The sequence below is a fragment of the Frankia alni ACN14a genome, assembly GCF_000058485.1.
Classification (GTDB): domain Bacteria; phylum Actinomycetota; class Actinomycetes; order Frankiales; family Frankiaceae; genus Frankia; species Frankia alni.
This window is the reverse complement of record NC_008278.1, coordinates 2321106-2333528: the sequence shown is the minus strand read 5'-3', so window position 1 is coordinate 2333528 and position 12423 is coordinate 2321106. Positions and strand designations below refer to the sequence as shown.

At 73.1% G+C, this 12423-nt stretch carries 9 protein-coding genes and 4 tRNA genes; 5 read left to right on the top strand and 8 right to left on the bottom strand.

Annotation, left to right across the window (positions count from 1 at the left end):
* Window positions 1–120: 120 nt before the first annotated feature.
* The 4 genes from FRAAL_RS09315 to pgsA form a co-directional block, all read right to left on the bottom strand.
* A complete protein-coding gene (locus FRAAL_RS09315; RefSeq protein ID WP_050997056.1) occupies window positions 121–846 on the bottom strand; it encodes a hypothetical protein in 726 nt (241 codons plus the stop codon).
* Between the two features lie 87 nt (window positions 847–933).
* Window positions 934–2061 (bottom strand): glycosyltransferase family 4 protein, encoded by a 1128-nt coding sequence (locus FRAAL_RS09310; protein WP_011603299.1) that lies wholly within the window; start codon window positions 2059–2061, stop codon window positions 934–936.
* Between the two features lie 28 nt (window positions 2062–2089).
* Window positions 2090–2947 carry a phosphatidylinositol mannoside acyltransferase gene (locus tag FRAAL_RS09305; protein WP_011603298.1) on the bottom strand — a complete coding sequence of 286 codons (858 nt, stop codon included), beginning with the start codon at window positions 2945–2947 and terminating at the stop codon, window positions 2090–2092.
* Between the two features lie 100 nt (window positions 2948–3047).
* Window positions 3048–3737: a phosphatidylinositol phosphate synthase gene (gene pgsA / locus FRAAL_RS09300; RefSeq protein ID WP_011603297.1), complete on the bottom strand. Its 690-nt coding sequence runs from the start codon at window positions 3735–3737 to the stop codon at window positions 3048–3050.
* A 167-nt stretch (window positions 3738–3904) separates the two neighbouring features.
* On the opposite strand from pgsA, the gene FRAAL_RS09295 reads away from it, so the two are divergent.
* Entirely contained in the window at window positions 3905–6157 is a 2253-nt protein-coding gene (locus FRAAL_RS09295) for an elongation factor G-like protein EF-G2 (protein WP_041939061.1), read from the top strand.
* A 30-nt stretch (window positions 6158–6187) separates the two neighbouring features.
* Here the strand turns inward: FRAAL_RS09295 and FRAAL_RS09290 are convergent, their stop codons facing one another.
* On the bottom strand, window positions 6188–6790 hold the full coding sequence (locus FRAAL_RS09290; protein WP_050997055.1) for an HIT family protein: 603 nt from the start codon (window positions 6788–6790) through the stop codon (window positions 6188–6190).
* A gap of 1643 nt (window positions 6791–8433) precedes the next feature.
* A tRNA-Val gene (locus tag FRAAL_RS09285) sits at window positions 8434–8505 on the bottom strand.
* Window positions 8506–8941: 436 nt separating this feature from the next.
* Between FRAAL_RS09285 and FRAAL_RS09280 the strand changes: the two genes are divergently transcribed.
* Window positions 8942–9373: an SsgA family sporulation/cell division regulator gene (locus FRAAL_RS09280; protein WP_009739629.1), complete on the top strand. Its 432-nt coding sequence runs from the start codon at window positions 8942–8944 to the stop codon at window positions 9371–9373.
* A 218-nt stretch (window positions 9374–9591) separates the two neighbouring features.
* On the opposite strand, the gene FRAAL_RS09275 is transcribed toward FRAAL_RS09280, so the two are convergent.
* Window positions 9592–10692, bottom strand: coding sequence for a chorismate-binding protein (locus FRAAL_RS09275; RefSeq protein ID WP_011603291.1), 1101 nt, complete (start codon window positions 10690–10692; stop codon window positions 9592–9594).
* A gap of 340 nt (window positions 10693–11032) precedes the next feature.
* On the opposite strand from FRAAL_RS09275, the gene FRAAL_RS09270 reads away from it, so the two are divergent.
* From FRAAL_RS09270 to FRAAL_RS09260, 3 genes are all read left to right on the top strand, one after another.
* A tRNA-Gly gene (locus FRAAL_RS09270) sits at window positions 11033–11105 on the top strand.
* Window positions 11106–11147: 42 nt separating this feature from the next.
* Window positions 11148–11219: transfer RNA gene (locus FRAAL_RS09265), tRNA-Cys, on the top strand.
* A 13-nt stretch (window positions 11220–11232) separates the two neighbouring features.
* Window positions 11233–11304: transfer RNA gene (locus FRAAL_RS09260), tRNA-Val, on the top strand.
* A 161-nt stretch (window positions 11305–11465) separates the two neighbouring features.
* Here FRAAL_RS09260 and FRAAL_RS09255 read toward each other — a convergent pair.
* The gene (locus tag FRAAL_RS09255) at window positions 11466–12320 is read right to left on the bottom strand and encodes an N-acetylmuramoyl-L-alanine amidase (protein WP_041940335.1); all 855 of its coding nucleotides are present in this window, start codon (window positions 12318–12320) and stop codon (window positions 11466–11468) included.
* Between the last annotated feature and the right edge of the window lie 103 nt (window positions 12321–12423).

Genomic DNA, 12423 nt, shown 5'->3' with positions numbered 1-12423 from the left:
CCACGGCCGGCCGGCTCCGCCATGTCAGGGACACCTGCATGTCGGATACCCAGCCAGGTGAATCCCGTGCGGGTGGGTCGGTTCCCCATCGTACGGCGCAGCTCGCGCCGACCGGGCGGCTCAGGAGGCCAGGCCCGGCCGGTCGCCGTGCCCGAGCGGCCCGTCGCGCCCCGACCGGTCCTCCCGGCCGGGGATGTCGCGACCGGGCAGGTCGCGAACGGAGGCGTCGCGGCCAGGAACATCGCGGCCAGGGGCGTCGCCGACGGGGGCGTCGCGGACGGAGGGGTCGGCGTCATCCGCCGAGCCGCCCTCGACGAGGCGCGGCCAGGGTTCCTCGCGAGCCGGCAGGGCGTCGTCGATCTCGAAGTAGCCGGGCGGCGGGCGGCGGCCGGACAGGTGGAGCACCCGGACCACCCGGCGGCCCGCGAGCGCCCGCTGGTCCCGGACCGCGTCGTTGTGGAACTGGCGGGCCAGCGCCACCCGGGCCGCCCCGGAGTCGACCGCGTGCAGCTCGACGGGAAAGCGCTGCCCGGCCGCCGCGACCTCCGCGGAGCGCAGCGCCCGGCTCAGCGCGTTCTCGGTCAGCTCGACCGCGGCGTCCAGGGGGGCGCCGGCGAGCAGGGCCGGGTAGGTGGCGCGCGCGCGGGCGGCGCTGGCCGCCAGCTCGTCGAGACCGCAGCGCTCGGCGAGCCGCGCCGCGGCGTCGGCGCGAGCGACGAGCTGGGTGACCAGACCGCCGCCGGCGTCCGACACCCGGGCGGCGAGCCGATCGAGCCGGCGGGCCAGCCAGGTCAGATAGGTCGCAGTCGCCACCACCAGGGCAACCACCACCACGAGGACGGTCATCTCGCGCAGCGTAGTCAACGGGCGGATGTGACCTGGCGCCGGTACCGGCCACCGGGCTCGGCACCGGACTCGTCGCCGCCCACCCGGCTAGGCCGGCGCGAGCGACACCCGCCGGTCCCCGGAGACCATCTCGTAGACGCCGACGATGCGCTCGGCGATGGTCCGCCAGTCGTACGTCTCGACGACCTTCCGGCCCCGCCGGATGAGCCCCGCGGCCCCGACGGGATCGGTCAGCACGTCGGCGAGGGTGGCGGCGAGCTGCGCGGGATCGCCGACGTCGAACAGCCGCCCGGCGCGGCCGTCGTCGAGCACCCGGCGGAACGCGTCGATGTCGCTGGCCACCACGGCGGTCCCGGCCGCCATCGCCTCCAGCAGGACGATTCCGAAGCTCTCCTGGCCGGTGTTCGGGGCGCAGTACACCTGGCCGGAGGCGAACACCCGCGGCTTGTCCGCATCGGAGACGAGGCCGAGCAGCTCGACCCGGGACCGCAGCTGCGGATCCAGCCGGGCGCGCACCGCCGCGGCGTCCCCGGGCCCGGCGACGAGCAGGCGCACGTCGTCGATCCGGGCGGCGAGCGCCGGCATCGCGGCCAGCAGCACGTCGAGGCCCTTGCGCGGCTCGTCGATGCGGCCGAGGAAGGCGACGGTGGGCCGCCCGTCGTCGTAGCCGGGCAGCGGCCGGGCGTCGGCGAAGTGCTGCACCGCGACCCCGTTCGGGATCAGGATGGCGTCGGCGCCGAGATGCTCCACCAGCGTGCGCCGCGCCGCCTCGGACACGGCGATGCGGGCACGCAGCTTCTCGAAGGACGGCTGCAGCGCGCCCTGCGCGGCGGTCAGGAACCGGGAGCGGGGGTTGGCGGTGTGGAAGGTCGCCACGATCGGCCCGTCGGCGAGCATGCAGGCCAGCAGGCTGACGCTCGGCGCGCTGGGCTCGTGCACGTGCAGGACGTCGAAGTCGTGCTCGCGCAGCCAGCGGCGGACCCGGGCGGCGGAGACCGGGCCCATCAGCAGCCGGGCGACCGAGCCGTTGTACGGCACGGGCAGTGCCCGACCGGCGTCGACGGCGTGGGACGGCAGGGTCTGCTCGTCGTCGACGGGGGTGATGACGGAGACCTCGTGCCCCGCCGCGAGCAGGGTCTCGGCGAGGTCCCGCACGTGGACCTGGACCCCGCCGGGGACGTCCCAGGTGTAGGGGCAGGCCAGGCCGATCTTCACGGCGCCGCCGTGGCGCGACCGGGCGGGCTCACGCCTCGTCGCGCCAGACGCGCTGGAGCATGTGCCAGTCGGCGGGGTGGGCGGCGATGCCGGCGGCGAAGGCGTCGGCGAGGTCCTGGGTCATCGTCGCGACGTCGCTCGGCCGCACCGGGGGGTGGATCCGCGCGCTCCAGCCGTCCGAGTCGAACCAGAGCGTGACCGGCAGCAGCGTCGCCCCGGTGGCCAGCGTGAGCGCGGCGGGTCCGCCGGGCATCGTCGCCGGGGCGCCGAAGAACCGCACGCCGATGCCCGCGCGGGACAGGTCGCGGTCGGCGAGCAGGCACAGCATTCCGCCGGCCCGCAGCCGGTCGGCCAGCAGGCCGAACGGCGGGCTCTCACCGCCGGTCAGCGGGATGACCTCCATCCCGAGCTCGGAGCGGAACGCGACGAAGCGCTCGAACAGCGACTCGGGCCGCAGCCGCTCGGCGACCGTGGTGAACGGGACGCCCGTCGCCGCGAGCCAGGCGCCGGCCTGCTCCCAGTTGCCCATGTGTGGCAGCGCCAGGATCGTGCCGGTGCCGCGGGCGTGCGCGTCACGCAGCAGGTGCTCGTCGAGGACCCGCATCCGGCCGACGATCCGCTCGGTACCGAGCTCGCGCAGGCGGAAGACCTCGAGCCAGTAGCGCGCGTAGGAGCGCATCGCCGCCCGGGTGAGCCGATCCAGGTCGGTGCCGGGCGGTGCCACCCGGCTCAGGTTTGCCCGCAGCCGGCGCACCCCCCGCCCGCCGCGCCGGTAGGCCGCGTCGGCGCCCAGCCGGAACGCCGCGGCGGCGACCGGTTCCGGCAGCAGCCGCACGCCGCGCCAGCCCAGCGCGTAGCCGAGATCCGTGAGCCGCCCCTCGCTCACGGCCGAGCCCCGGTCACGACCGAAGTCCGGTCACCGTCGAAGTCCGGTCACGGTGCGCAGCCCGAGGACGGTGCGCAGCCCGAGGACGGTTGGACCACGGTCACGGCCGCCGCGCGGGCCCGGCCGGCGCGGCCCCGGAGGGGACGGTGGGGGCCGCGGTCGACGCGGACGGCGACGGCGGGTCACCTGCGCGGTACCACTGCCGGTACACGTGCACCACGCGCTGCACGACGGTGAGCGAGGTCGCGCCGACGAGGAACCACAGGGCGGCGGGCAGCAGGTAGGGCACGCCGAGGCCGTACAGCCCGGCGGCGACCAGCAGGACCAGCAGCCGCTCGCCGCGCTCGGCGAAGCCGACGTCGCAGGTGAAGCCGAGCCCCTCCGCACGTGCCTTGACGTAGGAGGTGATCGAGCCCGCCACCAGGCAGATCAACGCGGCCACGACGAGCGGCAGCGAGTCGCCGTCACCGGCGTACCAGACGATCAGGGAACCGAAGATCGCGCTGTCGCCGACGCGGTCGGAGGTCGAGTCGAGGAAGGCCCCCCACTTGGAGGAGATGCCGCGGGCTCGGGCGATCACCCCGTCGATCAGGTCCGAGAAGACGAAGAGGGTGATCACGATCGTGCCGAGGAAGAACACCCCGCGGGTGAAGAACCCCAGCGCGGCGCCGGCCACCCCGACGGTACCGATGATCGTCACGACGTCGGGCGACACCGACGACCGGGCGGCCCACTGGCTCACCGGGTCGAGCACCTTCTGGATCTGCGGTCGTGCCTTGCTAGCGAGCATGTCCGTCCCGTCGTCCCGCGTGTACCCGGCTTCGGGCGGTCTTCACAGTACCGCCGCCACGATCCGTGCATTCCCGACCACGACCCCCCTCGGGCTTGTGCCCCACGTCACCTGGGAGGACTCTGCCGTTACGGACAGGATCCCACCTGCCGATCAAGGAGGCGAGGATGTCGACAGCCTCGTGCGATGTACGCAACGTCGTTCTGGTGGGGCACACCGGCGCGGGCAAGACGGCCCTGGTGGACCGACTGCTCGCCACCGCCGGGCCGCCCGAGCGTCAGAACGGCGACCATCAGCTCGCCCACACCAGCTACGTCGGGCACGCCGACCCCGATCACCGACCGTCCCGGTCGGTCAGTCTCTCCCTGTGCTCGGTCAGCCACCGCGGGCTCACCGTCAATCTGCTCGACACTCCGGGGTACCCCGACTTCGTCGGCGAGCTGCGCGCGGGTCTGCGCGCCGCCGACGCCGCCCTGTTCGTCGTCAGCGCCGTCGACGGGGTGGACGGCGCGACCGGTCTGCTGTGGAGCGAGTGTGCCGAGGTCGGCATGCCGCGCGCCATCGCGATCACCCACCTGGACCAGGCCCGGGCCGACTTCACCGCGGCGGTCGAGGAGTGCCAGCGCGCCTTCGGCACCGGGGTGCTGCCAGCCTGGCTTCCCAGCCGCGCGGCGGGCGGCGGGGTGCGCATGACGGGACTGCTCAGCGGCCGGATCGTCGAGTACGGCCCCGGCGGGCGGCGCGAGTCGGCGGCGGAGTCGGATCGCTCCGACGTGCGCCACGCCGCCGCCCGGGCGGCCCTCGTCGAGGGAATCATCGCCGAGAGCGAGGACGAGACCCTGCTCGACCGCTACCTGGCCGGCGCCGACCCCGATCCGGACCTGCTGCTGGCCGACCTCGAGAAGGCGGTCGCCCACGGCACGTTCTTCCCAGTGCTGCCGATCGGCCTGCTCACCGAGCGGCGCGCGGACCACGACCGGGGCGAACGGGACGGCAACCAGCGGGACGGCAACCAGCGAGACAGGAACGGACGGGACAGGAACGAACGGGTCGCGGAGGACCGAGGCCCGGCGCTGGCCGGCGGGTTCGGCTCGACGGAGCTGCTCGACCTGTTCGTCCAGGGCTTCCCCGCGCCGGCGGAGCATCCCCTCCCGGTGCTGACCCGGCCCGACGGCACGGCCTGCGACCCGGCCACCGGCGATCCCGCCGGGCCGCTGGTCGCCGAGGTCGTCAAGACGACCACCGACCCGTACGTGGGCCGGATGTCCGTCGTGCGGGTGTTCAGCGGGACGCTGCACCCGGACGATCACGTCCACGTCAGCGGGCACGGCCGGGCGGCGGCCGGCCACGCCGACCACGACGACGACGAGAGGGTCGGCGCGCTGTCCCGGCCGTACGGCTCGGTGCTGCACAGCGTGCCGGACTGCCCGGCGGGCGGCATCTGCGTGGTGACGAAGCTCGCGACCGCCGAGACCGGCGACACCCTGTCGAACCTCGATGATCCGCGCCACCTGCCCGCCTGGACGATGCCCGAGCCGCTGCTGCCGATCGCGATCAGGGCCCGCGGCCGGGCCGACGAGGACCGGCTGGCCACGGCGCTGTCCCGGCTGGCGGTCGAGGATCCGACCCTGCGGGTGGTTCAGGACCCGGAGACCGCCCAGCTCGTCCTGTGGAGCATGGGCGAGGCCCACGCGGAGTCCGTGCTGGAGCGCCTCGCCCAGCGCTATGGCGCCACCGTCGACCGGGTGCCGACCGTCATCCCGCTGCGGGAGACGCTGCGGGCCCCGGCGCGGGGGTTGGGTCGTCAGGTCAAGCAGTCCGGTGGGCACGGCCAGTACGCCGTCTGCCAGATCGAGGTCGAGCCGCTCCCGCCGGGCAGCGGCTTCGAGTTCGTCGACGAGGTCGTCGGCGGCGCCATCCCGCGCTCGTTCATCCCCTCGGTCGAGAAGGGGGTCCGGGCGCAGATGGCCCAGGGAGTGCGCGCCGGCCACCCGCTGACCGACCTGCGGGTGCGCCTGGTCGACGGCAAGTCGCACAGCGTCGACTCCTCGGACATGGCCTTCCAGATCGCCGGCGGGCTGGCGCTGCGCGACGCCGTCCGCAGCGGCGGCGTCGTCGTGCTCGAGCCGGTGCTCGCGGTCGACGTGTCGGTGCCCGACGAGTTCGTCGGGACGGTGGTCAGCGACCTGTCGACCCGGCGTGGACGGGTCGTCGGCATGGATCCGGTGCCGCCGCCGCCGGGCAGCGCGAGCTCGTTCGCGGCGACGCGCACCGTCGTGCACGCCGAGGTGCCCGAGAGCGAGATGTCCCGGTACGCCATCGAGCTGCGCTCTCTGAGTCACGGAACGGGCAGCTTCCACCGCCAGCCGCACGGCTACGAGCCGATGCCGCCGCAGCTCGCCGACTCGCTGCTCGGCTGAGCCGCCTGCGGCGGCCTCCTCGGCGTCGACCTACTCGGCCTCGGCCTCGGCCGTGGACGTGGACGTGGCCGCGGCCGCGGCGGCCGCCCAGGCGTCGGCGAGCATCTCCCGCGTCTGCCCGAGCAGGGCGGGCAGGACCCGGGTGGCCCCCACCACCGGCATGAAGTTCGTGTCGCCGCCCCACCGGGGCACCACGTGCTGGTGCACATGGGAGGCGATCCCAGCCCCGGCGACGTGGCCGAGGTTCATGCCCGTGTTGAAACCGTGGGCTCCGCTGGCGGTGCGCAGCGCGCGCAGGGCCCGCTGCACGAAAAAGGCCATCTCCACGATTTCTTCGGATTCCATGTCGGCATAGTCGGCCACATGCCGGTAAGGCACGACGAGCAGATGCCCGGCATTGTAGGGATAGAGATTGAGGACGGCGTAGACGGTTTTCCCGCGGGCGACGACGAGCCCGTCCTCATCGGACATGTCGACGATGGAGCAGAAGGGGCATTCGTCGTCGCGCCCGCGCCCCTCGCCTTTGATGTAGGCCATCCGGTGCGGGGTGTAAAGCCGCTGGAAGGCATCCGGGCCGCCGACCCCGGCCTGCTCCTCCAGCGGAACCCCGCCAGGCGAGACCTCGGCGCTCACCGGGTGGTCACAGTGAGCTCGCCGTCCCGGCCTGGCCGGGGGAGCCCGCAGGTGGGAGCGACTGGACGGGACATGGCCGACCGGGCCTGCCCACCGGGGACAACCCTGCCACCTGCATCGGACGATCCCCCTCGAAGGGTGGCCATCATCCCGCCAATTTATCAGGACGTGGACCGATGAGGGGCTCCCGCGAGGGCGATGACGCCCACGCGCAGGTGCGTACCCGCAGATGAAGAGGGAGACTGACGGCGTGGGGGGGTCGCCGCCAGTCTCCCTCGAGTGGCGTATTCGGTTTCGAACCACGGCGTCCCGGCCGCCGCGGCGGCACGCCCGAAGGAAACGTACGAAACGGGAGAGATCTCCCGACGCATCCTGCGCGGCGCCGCACCGACAAAAGGGACCCGCTACGCCCTACCGGATCAGCTTAGCGGGTGTTCAGCCGATCTGTACAGGGCCGGTCTCATGCCGACCGGAACTATCCCGACGAACATCGCCGGCGCCGGACCTGAACCCGTGGGCACACCAACGATCTCACCGAAGGGGCGGGACGCACAACGATGGCGATCCACGATGGGCCAACGGCGACGTCATCGGCCACCGCGGTCGGCCCACCCCGCCCCGTCACCTTCGACTCCGGCCGACGGCGATCCTCGCGCGCCGCTGCCGGGCGACCGACGAGGCGCACCGTCCACCCCGGACCACCCGGGGTAGCCCACCCAGGTGAATTCGATCGTCCGAACCCGGACGGTCTTTCGCGGTCTGGGCCACTCATCTCGACCGGCGGAACCAGAAAAGCGATCGCCCTTCGGCTGGCCAGATCGGCGGACCACACCGGCCCACCCTCGGCGATGCTCACTCTCCGTCACCGTCCGCCGGAAGGCGCCCGGCGCGGTGCGGGCGCCCCGTCCGCGGGCCCGACGTCGAGGACCCCCACCGGCATGGCACCAAAGTGGGGTCGCGAGGAGATTGTTCCGGTCCGACCGACGCCCGAAGCGGGCGGGCGTATCGCGAAGAAAGCGGCATTTGTGCTGGCAGGAAGCGCGCCAACGCCGGACAGGACGATCTCCATCCGATGGCCCGCCGCCGGTCCGCCCCCAGCGAACTCACCGACGCGGCGGTGCCTGGCAGCCCCGGGAACCGACACCAAAGGGGAAACCGCAGCGGATCACCGACGACCGGAACTCAAAGGCGCGAGCATGAGCACGACCCACCCGCACCGGACGCTTCCCGCGCCACCCGCCCGTCTCCACCGAGCCGCCCCGGGACCAACCCCCCGACCAACGACCCGAACACCACCGTCCGAGCCCCTGGTCAGACGTGCCTCCAGGCCCATCGCGAGCGCACCTGGGGCCATCCCCCGGGCACCAGCGCTCACCAGGCCAAGCCCCCGCCCAGCGCGAAGATTCGACATGGCGGCAAGATCGACACCAGCCCGAGCCGCCCCACCGACAACCAGCGCCAAGGCCCACCCACCAAGGGATCCCATGCGCTCAGAGCCAGACTCCCACCCACACCCGCCCATCCACCCCAACCCACCACCACACCCATCGCGGGGGGTCCGGGGGGTCGCCCCCCGGGCAGACATCACGCGGGACCGCGGCAAGCCCCTCGGAAGGGGGCGCAGCATGACAAGCCAGATCGCGTGGGCGTACGTGGTTTCGAACCACGGACCTCTGCCGTGTGAAGGCAGCGCTCTACCACTGAGCTATACGCCCTTGCGGGTGGTGGGACCACCTTACACGGCACCGATCCGGGTCGATGCAGGGGGGTCCCGGCGGACGGATACACCGATGTCCGCCGTCCCGTCCGGTGGGTGGACTGGGTCAGGTTCGCCGCGACTGGCCAAGGTTGAGAACCACCCGGACGGGGAAGGCTCAAAGTGGAACGGCCTTGGCAGGTTGGCCTGACGCTCGGGGGACGTTCGGACGCTACGGATGGTAACCATCCGCCCGCCTGCGGTGGGGGTACATCTCGCGGCCGTCCGATCTACGATCTACCCGGGAAAGGGTCACCCTTCCGGGCCGGTCAACTCGCCCGAACTGCCGTAACGGATGTTGTCTTGGCATAATCTTGTTTCCAACGGGACTCGGAGAGGGAACTATCCCGTTACACGGGTGCTCGCCCGCACCACGCACCATGAGAGGCCGCCCGATGACTATTCGTCACGATTCGATCACCGCCGAACTCGCCCTTCGTCTCGTCGTGCCCGGCGGCGCTCCTGTGCCGGTTGCCGCGACGGTCCGGTACGAGCCGGCCGACCCCTACGCGATCAGCATCGGCTTCCGGACGGGAGCGGACGAGGTCGTGGAGTGGACCTTCGCACGCCAGCTCCTGAGCGACGGCGTGCGTCGTCCCGCCGGGGACGGCGATGTGCAGGTGTGGCCGGCCGCCCAGTCCGGTGGGCGGATCGTCTGCCTGTCCCTGTCCAGTCCGTCGGGGCACGCGCTGTTCGAGATGCCGCGCTCCGAGGTGCTGGCCTTCCTACGGCGGACGTACTCCGCCGTGCCCCTCGGTGGCGAGAGCGACATCATCGATCTCGATGCGGAGCTCGCGTTGCTGATCTGGGGCGGTCCCGAGCGGTGATCTGACCGGGGTCGGGATCGCTGCCCGACCCCGGTCAGCCGGTGCGGGCACTGTTCGACAGGGGGAGCTCCTCCCCCATCGCCTCCTGCATCCGAGGCAGTTCCCATCCATCGCATGCCGAGCATCCACCTGCCTGACGAGCACCCACCCGCCTGGTCGGAGACCCTCCGGCCAGGCGGGTCGTCGTTGGTGCGCCGGCGCGGGCCGGCCGCTCGACCTCAGCCGCTCGCCAGGCCCACCAGCCGGTGGGCCTTGAGCTCGGTCTCATGCCACTCCCCCAGCGGGTCGCTGCCCCAGGTCACGGCGGCGCCGGTGCCGAACCACAGCCGGTCCGCGCCGAACCAGAAGGTACGGATGCCGACCGAGAGCCATCCCCGGCCGCTGTCGGCGTCCACCCAGCCGATGCCGCCGCAGTAGGGACCGCGCGGCCCCGGCTCCAGCTCACCGATGATCCGCAGCGCGCTCGACTTGGGCGCGCCGGACACGGAGCCGGGCGGGCAGGCGGCTTCCAGCAGCTCCGGCCAGCCCACCCCGGACCGCAGCCGGGCGCGCACCGTCGAGACGAGGTGCACCAGGCCGGGATGATGTTCGACGGCGCACAGGGCCGGCACGGCGACGCTGCCCGTCCGAGCCACCCGCCCGAGATCGTTGCGTACCAGGTCGACGATCATGATGTTCTCGGCGACGTCCTTGTCCCGCAGGTCGCGCACGCTCCGGCCGGTGCCCTTGATGGGGCCGGAATGGACGACGTCGCCGTCCCGGGCCAGGAACAGCTCCGGCGAGGCCCCCGCGATCCGCAGGCCGGCCTCGGGAACGTCGAGCGTGAGCGCGTACGGCGCCGGGTTGCCGGCCGCGAGGATCGCGGCGAGCGCGGCGGGGTCGGGTTCGACCGGCTCGCCGCCGGGGCCGGCCGGAGGCAGCGGCGCGGACAGCAGCCGGCAGAGGTTGACCTCGTAGACGTCGCCGGCGGCGATGCGCTCCCGGATGGTCGTCGCGCCGGCCACGTACGCGGCGCGGTCGAGGCTGGTGGCCCAGGATCGCGCGTCCGGGCCGCGCCAGGGGCCGCGGCTCAGCGCCGCGGCACCCGCGGCGGGCGCCGGACGCACGTCGGCGAACCGGACGCACCGCAGCGCCCCCTCGAAGTCGACGACCACGGCCCAGAAGCCGCCGCGCTCCAGCACCGCGGGATCGTCGCTGATCTCCACCACGCCCGTGGCGAGCCGCTCGCCCGCGAGCAGGTACGACGGTGGCCTGGACCGCGGGACCGCCGCGGACCCGCGGACGACCGGTTCCGGAGCGCCCAGGTTCGTCCGGCTCATTCCGATCACGTTACCGCCCCTCCCGGATCGACACCTCCCTCCCACGGGCTTCCCGATCGGTCTGCCCGGCCGTGGATCCCCTGCCCCGCAGGCGGTCGTCCACGCCCGCGAGACGTGCCGCGAACGCTGCCGCGGGCGAACGCGTGACCCGCGGGCCACGGATGGAGACCGAGCCCGGGGGGTCGACCGGCTCGGTGGACGTGCCGTGGGCGAAACCCGATGTTCACGTGGGACACCTTGACCCAACGCAACATCTCCGCGACGTCTGGCGGGCCATTCGACGCAGGGGCCGTTCGTCCGCTAGAGTGCTACCTGCACCGCCAAGAACTCCTGGTGCAGCGCGGACGTGGCTCAGTTGGTAGAGCATCACCTTGCCAAGGTGAGGGTCGCGGGTTCGAATCCCGTCGTCCGCTCGGGAACAGAGGGGCTTGAGGTCCGTACCAGCGGCCTCCCGCGGCGGAGTGGCCGAGTGGTTTAGGCAAGGGCCTGCAAAGCCCTGTACGCGGGTTCGATTCCCGCCTCCGCCTCTGGATCCATTGCGGGCGATTAGCTCAGTGGGAGAGCGCTACCTTGACACGGTAGAGGTCACTGGTTCAATCCCAGTATCGCCCACCCGCAGTACGGTGTTTTTTCTGTTTTGGCCGGCCACTCCCTGGAGTGGCCGTTTTCATGTTCGGGCGCGGTCGCGCGGTCGTTTCCCAACCACCGCCCGCCCGGATCCGCTGCTACCCAGGCCGGACGGCCCCGCCGCGGCACGATCGCGAGGAGCCGGATCAGCGGGTCGGCGCCGCCGACGGCGAACCCGAGGCCAGGAGGAACGCGGTCACACCGTCGGCGATGCCGCTCGCCGCCCGGGCCCGCCAGGCCGGATCGATGATTTCCGCGGCGTCGGTCCGGTTGCGCATGTTCCCGCATTCGAGGAACACCTTCGGGACACGGGAGAGGTTCAGGCCCCCCAGGTCGGACCGGATCGTCATCCCCTCCTTGCCGAGATAGTCGGCCAGCGGCTGGCCGGTGGCGCGGCCGAACGCCGACCGCAGGGCCCCGGCGAGCCGGCTCGACGGGGTGAGGATCGCCGCGTTGGCCCGGTCGGGACTCAGCGCGGGCGCGATCACGTGGAAGCCGCGCCCCTCGGCGGGCCCGCCGTCGGCGTGGACGGAGACGACCGCGGCCGCGCCGGCGCTGTTGCCGATCTTCGCCCGGTCGTCGATGCACGGGCCCACGCCGTCGTCGCCCGGCCGGGTCAACACGACCCTGGCGCCGCGGGAGCGCAGGATCACGGCGGCCCGTTGGGCGAGATCGAACGTGAAGGCGTGCTCCGGGTACCCGCCGTCGGTCTGCGCCCCGACGGTGTCGCACTCCTTGTCGAAACCCCCGGCGGGCACCAGTCGGTTGATGGCCGCGCTCGCTCGGCTGTTGCCGCCGTCGTGCCCTGGATCGAGCACGACGGTGCGGCCGGCGAGCGCCGCCGGGCCGGCGGCGACGGGCGAGTCGACGGGCCTGGGGACCGGGGCGCCGTGCTGGTCCGAGCCGGTCAGCGCGAACCGCAGACCGAACCCGGCCACCAGGGCGACGGCGACCACGCCGACGATCTGGGCGAGCATCGACGGCCTGACCCACACCGGCATCGTGTCTCCCACCTACGGAGGAGTCGAGCTGCCCCGTCCGCACTCACCGTATGCGAACGCCCGAACCCCGCCAGAACAGGGCGGCGTCACGGCAGCACGGCAG

What these genes read in the sequence shown, in the direction of transcription:
- FRAAL_RS09280 (WP_009739629.1), top strand. Translation starts at nt 8,942, where the DNA reads ATGACTATTCGTCACGATTCGATCACCGCCGAACTCGCCCTTCGTCTC.
- FRAAL_RS09295 (WP_041939061.1), top strand. Translation starts at nt 3,905, where the DNA reads ATGTCGACAGCCTCGTGCGATGTACGCAACGTCGTTCTGGTGGGGCAC.
- FRAAL_RS09255 (WP_041940335.1), bottom strand. Translation starts at nt 12,320, where the DNA reads ATGCCGGTGTGGGTCAGGCCGTCGATGCTCGCCCAGATCGTCGGCGTG.
- pgsA (WP_011603297.1), bottom strand. Translation starts at nt 3,737, where the DNA reads ATGCTCGCTAGCAAGGCACGACCGCAGATCCAGAAGGTGCTCGACCCG.
- FRAAL_RS09315 (WP_050997056.1), bottom strand. Translation starts at nt 846, where the DNA reads ATGACCGTCCTCGTGGTGGTGGTTGCCCTGGTGGTGGCGACTGCGACC.
- FRAAL_RS09275 (WP_011603291.1), bottom strand. Translation starts at nt 10,692, where the DNA reads ATGAGCCGGACGAACCTGGGCGCTCCGGAACCGGTCGTCCGCGGGTCC.